At 60.7% G+C, this 16485-nt stretch carries 17 protein-coding genes; 3 read left to right on the forward strand and 14 right to left on the reverse strand.

From position 1 onward, the window contains the following. Nucleotides 1-23: 23 nt before the first annotated feature. From BWR59_RS00565 to ubiE, 11 genes are all read right to left on the reverse strand, one after another. A complete protein-coding gene (locus tag BWR59_RS00565) occupies nt 24-1964 on the reverse strand; it encodes a methyl-accepting chemotaxis protein (RefSeq protein WP_081563705.1) in 1941 nt (646 codons plus the stop codon). Between the two features lie 323 nt (nt 1965-2287). After that, nucleotides 2288-4204 carry a methyl-accepting chemotaxis protein gene (locus BWR59_RS00570; protein ID WP_081563706.1) on the reverse strand — a complete coding sequence of 639 codons (1917 nt, stop codon included), beginning with the start codon at nt 4202-4204 and terminating at the stop codon, nt 2288-2290. 194 nt (nt 4205-4398) lie between these two features. Next, nucleotides 4399-5106: a 16S rRNA (uracil(1498)-N(3))-methyltransferase gene (locus BWR59_RS00575; protein ID WP_081563707.1), complete on the reverse strand. Its 708-nt coding sequence runs from the start codon at nt 5104-5106 to the stop codon at nt 4399-4401. Next, nucleotides 5103-5897, reverse strand: coding sequence for a twin-arginine translocase subunit TatC (gene tatC / locus BWR59_RS00580; protein ID WP_081563708.1), 795 nt, complete (start codon nt 5895-5897; stop codon nt 5103-5105). Before tatC ends, BWR59_RS00575 begins: the two co-directional genes overlap by 4 nt. Next, a complete protein-coding gene (tatB, locus tag BWR59_RS00585; RefSeq protein WP_081563709.1) occupies nt 5894-6415 on the reverse strand; it encodes a Sec-independent protein translocase protein TatB in 522 nt (173 codons plus the stop codon). Before tatB ends, tatC begins: the two co-directional genes overlap by 4 nt. A 10-nt stretch (nt 6416-6425) precedes the next feature. Then, the gene (locus BWR59_RS00590; protein ID WP_081563710.1) at nt 6426-6698 is read right to left on the reverse strand and encodes a twin-arginine translocase TatA/TatE family subunit; all 273 of its coding nucleotides are present in this window, start codon (nt 6696-6698) and stop codon (nt 6426-6428) included. Between the two features lie 43 nt (nt 6699-6741). Beyond that, a complete protein-coding gene (locus BWR59_RS00595; protein ID WP_062379266.1) occupies nt 6742-7074 on the reverse strand; it encodes a phosphoribosyl-ATP diphosphatase in 333 nt (110 codons plus the stop codon). Nucleotides 7075-7076: 2 nt separating this feature from the next. Next, nucleotides 7077-7469 (reverse strand): phosphoribosyl-AMP cyclohydrolase, encoded by a 393-nt coding sequence (gene hisI, locus BWR59_RS00600; protein WP_081563711.1) that lies wholly within the window; start codon nt 7467-7469, stop codon nt 7077-7079. A 56-nt stretch (nt 7470-7525) separates the two neighbouring features. Next, on the reverse strand, nt 7526-9145 hold the full coding sequence (gene ubiB, locus BWR59_RS00605) for a ubiquinone biosynthesis regulatory protein kinase UbiB (protein ID WP_081563712.1): 1620 nt from the start codon (nt 9143-9145) through the stop codon (nt 7526-7528). Continuing rightward, nucleotides 9142-9765, reverse strand: a complete 624-nt coding sequence (locus BWR59_RS00610) for an SCP2 sterol-binding domain-containing protein (RefSeq protein WP_081563713.1) — start codon at nt 9763-9765, stop codon at nt 9142-9144. Before BWR59_RS00610 ends, ubiB begins: the two co-directional genes overlap by 4 nt. Then, nucleotides 9765-10535 (reverse strand): bifunctional demethylmenaquinone methyltransferase/2-methoxy-6-polyprenyl-1,4-benzoquinol methylase UbiE, encoded by a 771-nt coding sequence (ubiE, locus tag BWR59_RS00615; protein ID WP_081563989.1) that lies wholly within the window; start codon nt 10533-10535, stop codon nt 9765-9767. The genes BWR59_RS00610 and ubiE overlap by 1 nt, the downstream gene beginning before the upstream one ends. A gap of 141 nt (nt 10536-10676) precedes the next feature. Between ubiE and BWR59_RS00620 the strand changes: the two genes are divergently transcribed. The 3 genes from BWR59_RS00620 to BWR59_RS00630 all read left to right on the forward strand — a co-directional run bounded on the left by BWR59_RS00620 (nt 10677) and on the right by BWR59_RS00630 (nt 12590). Beyond that, nucleotides 10677-10955: a polyhydroxyalkanoic acid system family protein gene (locus BWR59_RS00620; RefSeq protein WP_081563714.1), complete on the forward strand. Its 279-nt coding sequence runs from the start codon at nt 10677-10679 to the stop codon at nt 10953-10955. A 236-nt stretch (nt 10956-11191) separates the two neighbouring features. Beyond that, nucleotides 11192-11629 (forward strand): phasin family protein, encoded by a 438-nt coding sequence (locus tag BWR59_RS00625; protein WP_081563715.1) that lies wholly within the window; start codon nt 11192-11194, stop codon nt 11627-11629. Nucleotides 11630-11639: 10 nt separating this feature from the next. Continuing rightward, nucleotides 11640-12590, forward strand: a complete 951-nt coding sequence (locus tag BWR59_RS00630; RefSeq protein WP_081563716.1) for a phasin family protein — start codon at nt 11640-11642, stop codon at nt 12588-12590. Nucleotides 12591-12914: 324 nt separating this feature from the next. Here BWR59_RS00630 and BWR59_RS00635 read toward each other — a convergent pair whose 3' ends face one another. From BWR59_RS00635 to phaZ, 3 genes are all read right to left on the reverse strand, one after another. Continuing rightward, nucleotides 12915-13529, reverse strand: a complete 615-nt coding sequence (locus BWR59_RS00635; protein WP_081563717.1) for a TetR/AcrR family transcriptional regulator — start codon at nt 13527-13529, stop codon at nt 12915-12917. A gap of 174 nt (nt 13530-13703) precedes the next feature. Beyond that, nucleotides 13704-15386 carry a class II poly(R)-hydroxyalkanoic acid synthase gene (phaC, locus tag BWR59_RS00640; protein ID WP_081563718.1) on the reverse strand — a complete coding sequence of 561 codons (1683 nt, stop codon included), beginning with the start codon at nt 15384-15386 and terminating at the stop codon, nt 13704-13706. A gap of 164 nt (nt 15387-15550) precedes the next feature. Next, a complete protein-coding gene (phaZ, locus tag BWR59_RS00645; RefSeq protein ID WP_081563719.1) occupies nt 15551-16405 on the reverse strand; it encodes a poly(3-hydroxyalkanoate) depolymerase in 855 nt (284 codons plus the stop codon). Between the last annotated feature and the right edge of the window lie 80 nt (nt 16406-16485).

A 16485-nucleotide genomic window follows, 5' to 3' on the forward strand; every position in this document is an offset into this window, starting at 1 on the left:
GCGGCGTTTTTGTCAGGGGTACGTTAAACCCGAAACTTGCCCACCATTGCCTGCAACTGCTCACCCAGCCGCGCCAGCTCAAGACTGGATGCAGCCGTTTCCTCGCTGGCAGCGGCGGTTTGTTCCGAAACGTCGCGCACCGTCTGCACGCTGCGGTTGATCTGCTCGGCGACCACGCTTTGCTCTTCACTGGCAGTGGCGATCTGCTGATTCATGCCTTGAATGGTCGAGACGGTCCGGGTGATGCTTTCCAGAGCACTCCCGGCGCGCCGACTCAGCTCGACGCCTTTGTCCGTCATGCTGCGACTGGCATCCAGCGTACTGACCACTTGCTGCGTACCGCTCTGCAGCGCGGCGATCAGGATTTCGATTTCTTCGGTGGACTCCTGAGTGCGTTGCGCCAGGCTGCGCACTTCGTCGGCGACCACCGCAAAGCCGCGACCTGCGGCGCCTGCCCGCGCGGCTTCGATGGCGGCATTGAGCGCCAGCAGGTTGGTCTGTTGCGAAACCGACTTGATGACATCCAGCACGCTGCCGATCTTGTCGCTCTCGCTTTTCAGCTGGCCCATGGCCTGGGTGGAGTTGTTCACCTCGCTCGCCAGGCGTTCGATCTGACAAATGGCGTCGGCCACCACCTGATCGCCTTCCCGCGCTTGCCTGTCAGCCTGTTGAGCGGCTTCGCTGGCTTCTTCGGCATTGCGCGCGACTTCCATCACGGTCGAGGTCATCTGGTTCATGGCGGTGGCGAGCTGATCGGTCTCGCCTTTCTGATTGTTCACGCCGACGCTGGTCTGTTCGGTCACCGCCGACAGTTGCACCGCAGCGCTGGCAAGCTGTGCGATCCCGTCACTGATACCGCTGATCAGCGTGCGCAGCCTCAAGGTCATCTCCTGCATGCTCTGTTGCAGGTTGCCCATTTCGTCCTGACGCTCAACGTCCAGATCGACGCTCAGATCGCCGCTGGCGATCCTTTGCGCCGCATTCAGGGTCTGACGCAATGGCCCGATGATTTGTTGCGTGATAAGCCAGGCCGCCAGCAGCCCCAGCAAAATCGCCAGCCCGGCGACACCGCTCAAGGTTCTGCGTGACAAAGCAGCTTCGTCATCGCGGCGCTGGCTCTGAAGCGTGGTGATCTCCTCGGTCGACGTCAGCAGCGTCTCGCCCATCGCTTCCATGGATTCCTGAGCGGCTTCTGCTTTGGTCTGAACATCCTTCAGGCCGACCAGTTGCGCGCGGTAGTCAATCAATGCCTGTCGAGCGCTGGACAGTTCGTCGGCGTTCGCGGCGGTCTGATCTGCGGCGAGCTGATCGACTTCCTTGAGCGCTTCATCGATGGCGGCGACGGCGGCCAGTTCGAAGCTGTCCTGACCGCTATAAACGTAGGCCTGCACTTCGTAGCGTGCGTTCTGGATCTGCCTGCGCAGTTGCAGCAGGTTGGTGAACTCGTCCATCCGCTCACTGCTGTCCTGCTCCTGACTGACGGCCTTCAGCACTTCGCTTTCTACCAGGCCGACTGAGCTGATCGCGGCGTCCGACAGCGCTTTCAGCTTCAGCCGAGAGGCCTCGCGGACCTGCAACAGCTCACCCAGGTCGGTGAAGGTTTTCTCCAGAGTGACCAGCGTTTCACTTTGCTTGTTGAGGAGTTTGAGGATGTCGTCGGGGAAGTCTTCGCTGCGCAGTGCGACCAGATGGGCTTCGATCTCGTTAACGCGGTCCACCACTCGGCGAGCGCTGTCGGGCGTGTTCTCCTCCCGAAAGGTGATCCGCTCGGCGCGCAGGTCTTTGGTCATCGCGTTGAGCCGCGCGATGGCGGTCAGCGACTCCGACCGCTCGATCATGGTGTCCAGGCCGTGCCAGCCAGTGAGGGTAATGACCAGCGTCAGCAACAGTACCAGCCCGAAACCCAGTGAGAGCCTGAGTTTGACGCTGGTATTGGCCAATGCCCGATTGATTCCTTGCCACATGATGCCTCTCCTTTGGATGAGCGATAATCGCGCATCGGCAGGTGAGGCTCGGTCATGACCTGAAGCAGGTGTAGGAGATTTCTGAAGGGGGCGGCAGGGTGAATCAGGTCACAGAAACACAGAGTGTTGCGGGCTCATTTTGGGGCTCTGGAGACCTCGGCTGGCATCCGCACAACCCTTCGGGAGCATCGGCTGGCAACCGAACCCTGTGGCAGCTGCAGGAGGTTACGACGGTGGCGAAACGGTCCACCTGACACACCGCTTCGCCATCGTCGTTACCTCCGGCAGCTCCTACAGGTACTGCATCGTTTTTGAGATCCGGGTTAAACCCTGAACCGCCCCACCAGCCCCTGCAAATGGGTTCCCAGCCTTGCCAGTTCCACGCTCGACGCTGCCGTTTCTTCACTGGCGGCCGACGTCTGCTCCGAGACGTCACGCACATTGAGCACGCTGCGGTTGATCTCTTCGGCGGTCGCACTCTGCTGCTCGGCAGCGGCTGCGATCTGCTGGTTCATGGCCTGAATCGCAGACACGGTTCGGGTAATGCTTTCCAGCGAGCCGCCAGCCCGACGAGTGAGTTCGACGCTGCTGACCGTCAATTCGCGACTGTTGTCCATGATCGTTGCCACTTGCTGAGTGCCGTTCTGCAACCCCGCAATCAGCCCCTCGATCTCTTCGGTGGACTTCTGCGTGCGCTGAGCCAGGCTGCGCACCTCGTCGGCGACCACGGCGAACCCGCGGCCCGCTTCACCGGCCCGTGCTGCCTCGATAGCGGCGTTGAGAGCCAGCAGGTTGGTTTGCTGAGCAACTGACTTGATGACATCCAGCACGCTGCCGATCTTGTCACTCTCGCGTTTGAGTTCACCCATGGCCTCGGTGGAATGCCCCACTTCGCTGGCCAGACGCTCAATCTGGGCGATGGCTTCGTTGACCACCCTGTCGCCCTCGCGGGCCTGCTGATCGGCGGCCACAGCGGCTTCTGAGGCTTCCTCGGCGTTGCGCGCAACTTCTTGCACGGTCGCGGTCATCTGGTGCATCGCAGTGGCGACCTGATCGGTTTCGACTTTCTGACTGTTGACCCCCGCGCTGGTCTGCTCGGTGACGGCGGACAGCTCCTCGGCCGCGCTGGCGATCTGGGTGACGCTGTCGCTGATGCCACCGATCAACTCGCGCAGGCTCAAGGTCATGCGCTGGATGCCGCCTTGCAGCTGGCCCAGTTCGTCACGGCGTTCGATATTCAGGTTGTGAGTGAGGTCTCCGGACGCGACACGGTCTACGGCGATCAGCGTCTGCTTCAACGGCAAGGTGATCTGGCGGGTAATCGCCCACGCGGCGAGCACGCCGAAGATCAGTGCCAGAAGTGTCGCCAGACCTAGAGTCGACTGCGCCTGACGGCTGTCAGCATCGCGCTTGGCATTTTGCGAGGCGGTCAGTTTGTCGCTGAGGTCAAGCAAGTGCTGGCCCAGATTGGTCATCTTCTCCAGCGCCTGGCGGCTGACCAGTTGGGCGTCCCGATACTGCGCGACGGCGGCGCGGTAACCCTTGAGCGCCAGATTGGCCCTCTGCAATTGCGGGATGTACTGCGACGAGACGTCACCGGCCAGGCTATTTACACCGACGATCGCTTCGTCGATGGCGGCGGTGGCGTTCTTCTCGAAATCGGGGTTACCGCTGAAGGTGTAGCCGCGCACCTGGAAGCGCGCTTGCTGAATCTGTTTGCTGACGCCGACGGCGCTGTTGAATTGCAGGATGTTGTCGTGCTGGATCAGCGCTTCTTCGATCTTGTTCACCTCGTCCACCGCTGCATCGGCAGTAGCGCCCAGGTTCACGCGGCTGGCCTCGCGGACCTGAATGGCTTTGGTCATATCGTCGAAGGCACGACGGTAGTCGGCCGCGGACTGAGTCTGGCTGTCCAGAAGCTTCAGATCGTCGACGCCGGCGATCTTGGTGCGGGCGCTTTTCAGGTCGACATCGAGCTTGTCCAGCGCGGTCATGACTGCCGTCGCAGTGTCCGCGCTGGATTGAGTTTCATAGCGCATGCGCGCAGTGCGCAGCTCCATGGTCTGCTCGCTGATCTGTGAAATGCTCGCCAGCTTGTCACCTCGTTCGATCAACGACGACACACTCGACCAGCCTGTGGCAGTGATGACCAGCGTCAGCAATAGCACCAAGCCAAAGCCGATACCAAGCTTGCGACTGACACTCACGTTTCCGAGACGTTGGGCAGACCAGCGATACATGATGATTCCTTGCACATTGTTTTTATGGAAGTCTGTGCATCGGCTGTGGGTCTTTGAACTGAAGCGCAACCCGACGGAGTGGCACGGTTGCCATCGATTTTGTCCGTGGGAGTCCGGCTTGCCGGCGCTAGCGATCTTACGGACGTCGCCGCCGGCAAGCTGTGCTGGTACAGGTCACGGTATCGCTGGAGGAGTCAGAACAATCGCGCGAGCAAGGCAGTGACGGCGGTTTCGACGCGCAGGATTCGCTCGCCCAGTTGCACCGGGTTCATTCCCGAGGCGCGCAGCAGATCGATTTCATAGGGAATCCAGCCGCCTTCGGGGCCGATCGCCAGCGTCACCGGCTGTTCAACTCCACGCGGGCAGGCGGGGAAATCGCCGGGATGGCCGACCAGCCCCAGAGTACCGTCGACGATGGCCGGCAGGCGGTCTTCGACGAAAGGTTTGAAGCGTTTCTCGATGACGATTTCCGGCAATACGCTGTCCCGAGCCTGTTCCAGTCCCAGAATCAATTGCTCGCGAATCGCGGCGGGCTCCAGAAACGGCGTCTGCCAGAAGCTTTTTTCGACGCGATAACTGTTTACCAGAATGACTTTCGGCACGCCCATGGTGGCGACGGTCTGAAACACCCGACGCAGCATCTTCGGGCGGGGCAGGGCGAGGATCAGGGTCAGCGGCAGTTTGGCGGGCGGTTCTCGGTCGAAGACCACTGAGAGTTCAGCCTCGCGAGGCTCCAGCCGCAGCAGCTCGGCATTGCCCAGCAGCCCGCCTACGCGGCCGACCCGCAAGCTGTCACCGACTTCCGAGCGATGCACCTCTTGCATGTGCTTGAGGCGGCGGTCGCGCAGAACGACGCGATCCGACGCTATGAAGTCAGCGTCTTCCAGAAGCAACAGGTTCACGGCTGGGTCGCTGGCGGCTGGTCCTGCTCGTCTTCGGCCTTCTCGTCGTCCTCGTGATCGCCGCGCTTGGTGACCATCGAACTGCACAACACGCCGATTTCGAACAGCAGCCACATCGGCACCGCCAACAGCGTCTGCGAGAAGATGTCCGGCGGGGTGAGAATCATGCCGACCACGAAGCAGCCAATGACCACGTAGGGGCGGATCTTCTTCAGGTATTTGACGTCGACGATGCCGATCCAGACGAGCAGCACGACCGCCACGGGGATTTCAAACGCTACGCCAAACGCCAGGAACAGTGTCATGACGAAATCCAGATAACTGGCAATGTCCGTCATCATCGACACCCCTTCGGGCGTCACGCTGGCGAAGAAGTGGAAAATCAGCGGGAACACCAGGAAGTAGGCAAAGGCCATCCCGGCGTAGAACAGAATGATGCTGGAGATCAGCAGCGGCACGGCCACGCGTTTCTCGTGCTTGTACAGGCCAGGCGCAATGAAACCCCAGATCTGATACAGGATCACCGGCATTGCCAGAAACAGCGCGACCATCATGGTCAGCTTGAACGGCGTCAGGAACGGCGAGGCCACATCGGTGGCGATCATCGTCGCGCCTTCCGGGAGGAATTTGCGCAGTGGGGCCGAAACGAAGGTGTAGATCTTCTGCGTGAAGTAGAACAGCGCGCCGAAGATCACGAAGATCGCCAGTACACAACGCAGCAGACGCGAGCGCAGCTCAGTGAGGTGCGAGACCAGCGGCATTTGCTGGTCGTTTTCCGGGATTTCGCTCATGGGGCTCGTGGTGGCTGTGTCGAATCGTTGGCGGAAGGCGCGCTCTGCACAGCTGTGGCCGAAGCGGTGACCGGTGCTGGCGCAGGTGTCGAGGCAGGTTGAGCAGGCTCGGCGTGAACCGGTGGCGGGCTGACCGACGCACTTTCAGCGGGAGCGGCCGGGCCGATGTCCGCGCTGGGCGCAGGCGACGGTGCGGCGCCCATGACCGGCTCGCTGGCGGGCGGGGTCTCGGGCTGCACGATTGGCTGCACGACAGGCGGAGCCGGCGGCTGCTGAGGCTGCATGATTTTGCGTGCTTCTTCTTCCAGCGAAAGAATGTGCTCGTTATGCAATTGGCGACGGATTTCATCGGCGCCGATTTCGCGCTCAACTTCCTGCTTGATCGCGTTGAAGCTGCGTTTCAGACGCCCGACCCAGAGCCCGGCGGTACGCGCGGCTCCCGGCAGGCGCTCGGGGCCCAGCACCAGCAGGGCGACGAGGCCGACCAGCAGCAGTTCAGAGAAGCTGATACCAAACATGCGTCACGACCTAGTCTTTGCGGATGGGCTCTTCGACCTTGTGTGCCTGGCCGTCGATGGTGTGCGACTGATTCAGCGGCTGGGTCGGCGGGGTTGGCTGCGCAGTCGACTGCGGTTGAACCGGTGGCTGCTCGGACGGCTTCTCGTCGTCATTCATGGCTTTGCGAAAGCCTTTGATCGACTCACCGACATCGGTGCCCAGGTTCTTGAGTTTCTTGGTGCCGAAGACCAGCACGACGACCACAAGAATGACGATCCAGTGTTTCCAGTCAAAAATGCCCATGTCACGTTCCTCACAAGAAATTCAGAGCCCGCAGGCCAAGTGTTTATTCCGCCGAGCGAGCTGCTTTTTCGGCGTGCCCGGACAGCCCGAAACGGCGGTCCAGTTCATCGAGTACGGCTTGTGGATGCTGACCCAGCGCTGCAAGCATGACCAGGCTATGGAACCACAAATCGGCGGTTTCGTAGATCACATCGCTGCAGTCGCCGCTGATGGCGGCATCTTTGGCGGCAATGATGGTTTCGACCGACTCTTCGCCGACCTTCTCCAGAATCTTGTTCAATCCCTTGTGATAGAGACTGGCGACGTAGGAGGAGTCGGCAGCCGCGCCCTTGCGCTCTTCGAGCACCTGCGCAAGGCGAGACAAGGTATCAGTCATGTTCAGTGTCCTGCTTGATAAATGGCTTCGGGATCCTTTAGCACCGGATCCACGGTCTTCCAGCCGGCGTCGTCGTAGACGCGGTAGAAGCAGCTTTCGCGGCCCGTGTGACAGGCGATACCGCCGATCTGCTCGACCATGAGAATGATCACGTCGGCATCGCAGTCCAGACGCAGCTCATGCAGTTTCTGCACGTGGCCCGATTCTTCACCTTTGCGCCACAACTTGCCACGGGAACGCGACCAGTAGATGGCGCGATTCTCGGCAGCGGTCAGGCTCAGTGCTTCACGGTTCATCCAGGCCATCATCAGGACGCGCCCGGTCTTGTGATCCTGTGCGATTGCCGGGACCAAACCGTCGTTGTCCCATTTAATCTCGTCCAGCCAGTCTTTCATCGTCGGCTCCGGCCGCTCTGTGGATGGGTTAGTGTGCCAGTGGTGTTCGTCAATGGCTATCGGCGCACAACCAGATAAAGCCCCGCCACCAGCATCAGGAGTGCGGGCCAGGCGCTCAGCGCCATGAGCTCGTCACCCGATTGAGTGTGCGCGGTGGCGAGAACCACGCCACCGGCAAGCAGCCCGGCGCCGATCAGGCGCAGTGCCCAATGATCGCCTTTGTTTGCGTAAGGCGGTGGCGGGTCGGAAAGATGCGGCTGCGACAGGCGTTCCAGCAAGTCGCGGGTCATGTTGGCCAGATGTGGAATCTGCTCGACTTGGGATTGCAGGTTGCCGATCAGTGTCTTGGGGCTGACGCGTTCGCGCATCCAGCGCTCCAGAAATGGCTGAGCGGTGCTCCACAGGTCCAGCTCCGGGTACAGCTGACGCCCCAGCCCCTCGATGTTCAGCAGGGTTTTCTGCAACAGCACCAGTTGCGGCTGCACTTCCATGTTGAAGCGGCGGGCGGTCTGGAACAGGCGCATCAGCACCTGGCCGAAGGAAATGTCTTTCAGGGGCTTTTCGAAGATCGGCTCGCACACGGTTCGAATGGCGGCCTCGAATTCGTTGAGCTTGGTCTCGGCGGGTACCCAGCCGGAATCGATGTGCAACTGGGCGACCCGGCGATAATCGCGCTTGAAGAAGGCGAACAGGTTGCGTGCCAGATAGTCCTGGTCTTCGGGGGTCAGGCTGCCGACGATGCCGCAGTCAATGGCGATGTACTGCGGGTCCCACGGCGAAACGGTGCTGACAAAGATATTTCCTGGGTGCATGTCCGCATGGAAAAAGCTGTCGCGGAAGACCTGGGTGAAGAACAGCTCAACACCGCGCTCGGCGAGTTTTTTCATGTCGGTGCGCTGGTCGGCCAGGGTCGCCAGATCGGTGACCTGAACCCCGTAGATGCGCTCCATCACCAGCACTTTCGGCCGGCACCAGTCCCAGTAGACTTGCGGCACGTAGAGCATGGTCGAGCCTTCGAAGTTGCGGCGCAGCTGGCTGGAGTTCGCCGCTTCGCGCAACAGGTCGAGTTCGTCGTAGATGGTTTTTTCGTAGTCGGCGACCACGTCTACGGGGTGCAGCAGGCGCGCGTCGGCAGACAGTCGTTCTGCGATTTTGGCGAGAATGAACAACCATGCGAGATCCGAACCGATGATCGGTTTAAGGCCCGGACGTACGACCTTGACCACGACTTCTTCGCCGGTTTTCAGCTGCGCGGCGTGAACCTGCGCGACCGACGCGGACGCCAGCGGCGCGACGTCGAAGCGGGCGAACACCTGGCTGATCTTCGCGCCCAGTTGGGATTCGATCAGGGCGATGGCTTTTTCGGATTCGAACGGCGGCACGCGATCCTGCAGCAGCATCAGCTCATCGGCGATGTCTTCGGGCAGCAGGTCGCGGCGGGTCGAGAGCAATTGGCCGAACTTGATGAAGATCGGCCCCAGGTCCTGCAATGCCAGACGCAATCGCGCGCCGCGCGTGAGCTCGTTCTTGCGTCGCGGAATCCAGCGCCAAGGCAATACGAAACGCACGGCCAGCAGCCACCAGGGCAGCGGCAAGGCGAACAGCAGGTCATCGAGGCGGTAACGAATTACGACACGCTGGATGCGAAACAGGCGGCGGACGGCAAGCAGGCTCATGCGTTATCGCTGGATTTGAGGGATTGGGCCAGACGCTCGAAGCGGGCTTCGAGGCGTTCCAGGTCTTGTTTGGTCTGATCCAGTTCGGCGAAGCGGGCTTCAGCCTCGCGTTTGCCGACCAGCGTGCGGGATTCTTCAGCCAGATACTCAGCCAGGTTGTGGCTCAGGCTGGCGATGCTGCCAGTGGTCCAGCGTGCGCTGTTGCGCAGGTGGCCGCCAATCAGCGGCGTGGCAACCGGGCCGAGCCAGCGTTGCAGCTCGTATTCCCAGTCCAGATCCAGATCCTGCAACACGCCCACCAGCTCCAGCAATACAGCGCTTTCGCCATCCAGCTCGACTTCCGGGCTGTGCAGCACCGCGTTCTTGTCTTTGCTCAGGGCCAGACGCATGAGGCTCGCTGCAGGCGCACGCAGGGTCACATCGGCACCGCCTTCCCAGTTCGCGGCCAGCATCAAGCCTTCGTCGCTGGGCAGAATGTGCAGATGAAACGCCGGGCTGGTGCACTGCACGGCGATCACCTTGCCGCTCAGCCGATCAAGGCGTGGCAGGGCGGTGCTGTCCATTTGCAGCACACGATTGATGCCGTGCTCGGCGCTGGCGAGCAAGCCGCTGATCAGCATCAGGGCTTGATACCACGGTGCAGGGCCACGATGCCCGAGGTCATGTTGTGATAGGTCACGCGGTCGAAACCGGCTTCTACCATCATCGACTTCAGGGTTTCCTGATCCGGGTGCATGCGGATCGATTCGGCCAGGTACCGGTAGCTTTCCGAATCGTTGGTGATCAACTTGCCCGCCAGCGGCATGAAGGCGAACGAATAGGCATCGTAGACCTTGGACATGACCTTGTTGGTCGGCTTGGAGAATTCCAGCACCAGCAGACGGCCGCCCGGCTTGAGCACGCGCAGCATGGAGCGGATGGCATCGTCCTTGTGGGTCACATTGCGCAGACCGAAAGCGATGGTCACGCAATCGAAGTAGTTGTCCGGGAAGGGCAGCTTTTCAGCGTCCGCTTGAACGAACTTGATGTTGCCTGCCACGCCGCGGTCGAGCAGACGGTCGCGGCCGACCTTGAGCATCGAAGCGTTGATGTCAGCCAGTACGACTTCGCCGGTCGGGCCGACCAGATGGGAGAATTTCTTTGCAAGGTCGCCAGTGCCGCCCGCAATGTCGAGCACGCGGTTGCCGGTGCGCACACCGGAAAGCTCGATGGTGAAACGCTTCCAGAGGCGATGCATGCCCCCGGACAGGACGTCGTTCATCAGGTCGTACTTGGCTGCAACGGAGTGGAAAACCTCGGCGACTTTCTCGGCCTTCTGGCTTTCAGCAACGGTTTTGTAACCGAAATGGGTGGTGGGTTCGGCATCGCTGCCTTTGCGCGGATCGTTCATATCGCTGTCACCGGAATAAAGTGCGGCCATTCTAATCGCCGGGGCTGGCTTTGTCTTGACAAGGCGCACGGTGAACAGTTTCTTCGCGGATCGCCGCTGGTATAGTGGCCCGACGATTTACCTCGATGAAGGAGCCTGCCGATGGCCCGAATTACCGTAGAACGCCCGCATGCACTGGGTAAAGACAAGGCTCGAGAAAAGGCTGAGTTGCTGGCCGAGAAGCTGGGCGACAAATATGGCATCGAGCACACCTGGAACGGCGACATCGTGTCGCTGGAAGGCAAGGGCGCCAAAGGCACGGTTCAGGTCGAAGATGCTCTGGTGCGGGTCAACATCGAATTGAATTTCTTTCTCTCGGCGATGAGCAGCACGATTCAGTCCGAGATCGAGCGTCAGCTGGATAAAGCGCTGACGGCCTGATAGTCATCGCAGTAAGCCTGCGCGCATTGCCTCACCCAGCCCGGCTTGCCGGCGGTAGCGATTCAAAGGACGCCACCTCCGGCAACCCGTGCTGCTACAGGATGTAGCGCCAAACCCGTTTCCCCCTACAGCCACCGAACCTAGGGTGAGCTTTCTAATTTTTCTCTCTACTTTGTGCCCATGCCCCGACTTTCAGCGGGCGGTTCGTCCTATCCCTTTCGAGCGTGAGGTGCGACATGGTCAAAGTTACCCTGAAGAAGAAAATCGAGGCCGAAGAAGCGAAGACTTTTTCGGAGGTTCGTCTTTACGCGCGCAAGATCTGGCTCGCAGGCCTGGGCGCTTATGTGAAGGCCGGGCAGGAAGGCGCCGATTACGTCAAAGAGCTGATCAAGACCGGCGAACAGACTGAGAAGAAGGCGAAGAAGGTCATCGACGAAAAGGTCGAGGCCGCCAACAGCGAGATCGATTCGGCCAAGGGCGAGTTCAAGGGTGAAATCACCAAAGCCAAGGGGCGCGTAGAGGTACAACTCGACAAAATCGAGAGTGCGTTCGACCGCCGCGTGGCCAGCGCCTTGAATCGCATTGGCATTCCGTCTAAACATGATGTTGAGACACTCTCTGCTAAGCTCGATGAGCTGACGGCATTGCTCGAACGTGTCGCGCGTAAACAATAAGGAGAGCGGGATGGCTGGCAAAAAGAAAACCGAAAAAGAAGGCAGCTCCTGGATTGGCGAGGTTGAAAAATACTCCCGTCAAATCTGGCTGGCTGGTTTAGGCGCTTACTCGAAGATCAGCAATGACGGCAGTAAGCTTTTCGAAACGCTGGTGAAGGACGGCGAGAAGGCCGAAAAAGAAACCAAGGCGACTGTTGGCAAGTCTGTCGACACCGCCAAGGCTTCGACCAAATCCCGCGTCGGTGACGTGAAGGATCTGGCGCTGGGCAAATGGGGCGAGCTGGAAGGGGCTTTCGACAAGCGCCTGAACAGCGCGATCTCCCGCCTCGGCGTTCCAAGCCGCAATGAAGTCAAAGCCCTGCACAGCAAGGTCGATCTGTTGACCCGGCAAATCGAGAAGTTGACCGGCGCGTCGGTTACGCCAATCTCGAAAACCGCAGCGGCCAAACCTGCAGCCAAGCCGGCCACCAAAACCACTGCCAAGCCTTTGGCCAAAGCAGCGGCCAAACCGGTCGCCAAAGCCGCAAGCACTGTAGCCAAGAAAACCGCAGCGGCTAAACCCGCCGTGGCGAAGGCCGCAGCCAAACCGGTAGCAGCAGCCTCCAAGGCAGCAGCTTCCACTGCAGCCAAGGCGAAAACCGTTGCCGCAAAACCGGCCGCCAAGCCTGCTCCGAAGGCCGCAGCGAAACCAGCTGCAAAGCCTGCCGCGAAACCGGCATCGGCGGCCAAACCTGCAGCGAAACCAGCAGCAGCGAAACCTGCCGCCAAACCCGCAGCAGCGAAAAAACCGGCAGCAGCGAAGAAGCCTGCAGCTGCGAAGCCAGCCGCCGCTGCGAAACCGGCCACGGCACCGGCTTCGGCTCCAACGGCCAGTGCTGCACCGGCTGCCTCCGCATCACCAGCACCGGCTTCTACCCCGTCGACCAGCTCTACCGCGTCGACACCTTCCAGCCAATCCTGATTCACGGCTGGCAACACCGAAACCCGATCTGTGAAAACAGGTCGGGTTTTTTGTCTGGCTGAGAAAGACCGTGTCCAGTCGGGCGTTCGATAGTGGCCGAACCACCGCTTCGCTGCCGTCGTGACCTSCGGCGTCTCCCACAGGTTTAGCGGTGTGCCTGATATCTCTGACACGCCTCGGGCTCTGTGGGAGACGTGACCTGCGGCGTCTCCCACAGGTTTATGATATCTGCGACACGCCTCGGACTCTGTGGGAGACGCCGGAGGTCACGACGGCAGCGATGCGGTGGTTCAGGTTTCCGCAGTTGGATCGGTCACTGTGGCCTCAGTCTTCCAGATAATGCAGCGCAAGCTGCTCGGCGGCGTGCCGTGCACCGGGCTTGAGGTGCGGCGCGACCAGCATCATGATCTGGTAAACCACCACCCGCGTTTCACCCTCGCGATCCAGAATGCGCTGGTAGTCCAGCGAAAACAGCAGGGTCATGGTGATCTGTTCCACCAGTTGCCCCAGCGCCTGAGTGTCGCTGGTGACCTGGCCTTCGGCCTTGAGTCGGGCGAGCAGCGAGGCCAGGGTGCGTTTGATCGAATTGAGCAGATTGCGTATTCCGCGTGCGAGTTTGGGCAGGCGGCTTGCGAGGTTCGACAGGTCCTGGAACAGAAAGCGATAGTGCGAAAGACGCTCGACGATCAGATGCAGAAAAAGCCAGTAATCCTCGGCATCCAGACGTGCGTCGGCTGGTGGATCGAGCAGCGGCGCCAATTCGTTCTGAAAGCGCTCGAACAGCTCCATCACCAACGGCTCCTTCCCGTGGAAGTGGTAATAGAGATTGCCCGGGCTGATTTCCAGTTCGTTGGCGATTTCAAGGGTGGAAACATTGGGTTCGCCTTGCCGATTGAACAGCAGCAGGGCACATTCGAGTATGCGGTCGCGGGTCTTCATCCAGTCTTCTTAGTTCTGATTCAAGTCGGTTGCGATCTCGCCAGCGCGGCCTTTCCTCTGTGGGAGGGAGCTTGCTTGCGAAGAGGGCAGTACGGCCGCCAGATGTTCAGCGGCAGGAACTCAGTCTCGCGAGCAAGCTTCCTCCCGCAGGATCCGTATTCCACTCAGCGCGGTTCAACGAACACGCACATACGTCCCCGGTGCCGCTTCCATGGGCGGGTAATTCTGGTTGCCCAGCGCCGTGAGCGTTTCCCGTTGCGTGCCCGAGCGCTCCTGAATCCAGTTCAGCCAGCTTGGCCACCAACTGCCCTCCGTGCGGCTGGCGTCGTAATACCAGGCCCGTGGGTCACTGCTCAGCTTGCCGTTCTCGACGTAACTGGCTTTAGGATTGCCGGGCGGATTGAGGATGCTTTGCACATGGCCGCTGTTGGACAGCAGAAAGCGACGGTCGCCGCCCAGTAGCAGAGTCGAGCGATAGACCACATCCCACGGCGTGATGTGATCGTTGATCCCCGCGACGCTGAAGCTGTCCACGGTGACCTTCTGCAGATCGATCGGCGTACCACACACTTCCAGTCCGCCGGGATGGGTCAGCGGGTTGTGCTTGAAGAAGTCCAGCAGGTCGCCATGCAGCGCAGCGGGCAGGCGCGTGCTGTCGTTGTTCCAGTAGAGGATGTCGAACGGCGGCGGTGCTTTGCCCAGCAGGTAATTGTTGACCCAGTAGCTCCAGATCAAATCGTTGGGGCGCATCCAGGCGAACACCTTGGCCAGGTCGCGCCCGTCCAGCACGCCGCGTTGATAAGAGCGACGCTTGGCGGCTTCCAGGGTCTGTTCGTCAATGAACAACGTTGCCGGACTCTCGATCTGGCTGTCCAGCAGGCTCACCAGATAGCTCGCGCTCGACACCCGACGCATCTGTCGCTTGGCCTGCAGATGGCCCTGCAACGCCGCGATAGTCAGACCGCCAGCGCAGGCGCCCATCAGGTTCACTTCCCGTGCGCCGGTAATTGCGCGGCATACGTTCATCGCTTCTTCGGCCGCTTCGACGTAGCTGGACAGGCCCCATTCGCGATGACGCACGTCCGGATTACGCCAACTGATGATGAAGGTCTGCAGCCCGTTTTTCAGCGCGTACTGGACAAAGCTATTGGTCGGGCTCAGATCGAAAATGTAGAACTTGTTGATCTGCGGCGGCACGATCAGCAGTGGGCGGGCGTACTGCTTTTCGCTCATCGGCTTGTACTGGATCAGCTCCAGCAGTTCGTTGCGAAACACCACGGCACCGGGCGTTACGGCCAGCGTGCGGCCGATTTCGAAGGCATCTTTGGTGGTCTGGCTCGGCAGGCCATTGTTGTGCATGAAGTCGTCGAGCATGTGGCTCAAGCCCTTCACCACACTGGTGCCGCCTGAATTGAACAGCTCTTTGACGGCCAGTGGGTTGAGCAGGCTGTTGGTGGGCGCCAGTGCATCGTTGAGCAATGCAAAGATGAACTGCGCCCGCGAGCGATCGTCTTCGGACAGGCCGCTGTCGTCGATCCAGTGGCGCACCTGATGCTGCCAGCTCAGGTACGCCTGCAAGCCGCGACGATACAGCGGGTTGTGAGCCCAGGTCGGATCGCTGAAGCGCGTGTCGTTCGGGTGCGGCTGATGCGGCGTGTCGCCCAGCATTACTCGGCCCAATTGCCCCCCGAGCGCCAGCGCATGACGCGCGGTGTAAACCGGGTGCTTGAGACCTTGCAGCGCCACGCTGCGCAATGTCGAGAACAGGTCCCTGCCGCGCAGGCCGGTGATCGCACTCTGCGCGTTGATAAAAGTCGCGGGCGTTGGATAAGGACTCTTCGCCGGTTTGTCTCGCATGGATCAACACTCCTTCGTCAGACCATCAACAAATACATCTGCGCAGGACGCCACGAGAGCGATCCTGCGCTGCTCTGCGCCAGGGCAATCCCGCCCGGGGCGCAGTCAGTGAAGCGACTTCCTTTGCAGTTGAAACACGGTGGTTCCAGCCATGTCCTTAGGGGTCAGCGCACGCTCGGTGCCGGCTGTGGGTGCATGACGGCGCGCTGCCGTTCTTGCTGGAGGAACTTCATGATGATGGGCGCGACAGCCTCGGCCCGGGTAATCAGAAACAAGTGACCATCGTCGATTATGTGTAGCTGGGCATTGGGTATACGCCAGGCCAGTAGTCGCATATTGATCAGCGGAATCAAAGGATCGTCGTCGCCAGCCAGCACCAGCGTCGGCTGGCGGATCTTGTGCAGCCAGTGAATGCTGGTCCAGCCCATCCCCGCGAACAGCTGCCAGTAGTAACCCAGCTTTCCGGACGAGCGGACCTTGGCCGCGTGGTTCGCGGCCAGATGCGGGTCGCGACGGAAGGCCCCGCCGTAGATTTCCGGCGCGATGCGAATCACGTGAGACGGCTGGATATAGCGCCTGGGACTGGCCATCAGCCAAAGCACTCTTGGCTTGCCGGGGACCATCACGGCACCTGCCGCCGTCGCCGCCAGCACCAGTTTTTTGCAGCGTTCCGGGTAGTCGTGGGCGAACTGCTGAGCCAGCGCGCCGCCCCACGAAACACCGATCGCGTTGACCTGTCCGTAATCCAGATAATCGAGCATCCGTGCCGCGAGTCTTGCCAGCCCCGGAAAGCGATACGGCCGACTGGGCGTCGATGAACCACCGACACCCGGGACGTCGAAGGCGATGACCTCAAGATCGGGGTCAAGGGCGTCGACGAAGGGAAACACCAGCTCAAGGTTGGCGCCGATGCCGTTGAAAATCAGCAGCGGCGTCAGATGACTCTTGCCGGGGCGCACCGCGGTGCGGATGTTGTGGCCATCCAGATCGATGGTGCGAAATACAAACGGTTGCGGCATGCGCGAAGCCCTGTGGGTTAAACGCCGGTAATGCTGTCCTGCGCGTTTTCCGGTCCTGAAACCGCATCGGCGGTTCCTGT

The sequence above is a fragment of the Pseudomonas sp. Bc-h genome (assembly GCF_002080045.1).
Taxonomy (GTDB): domain Bacteria; phylum Pseudomonadota; class Gammaproteobacteria; order Pseudomonadales; family Pseudomonadaceae; genus Aquipseudomonas.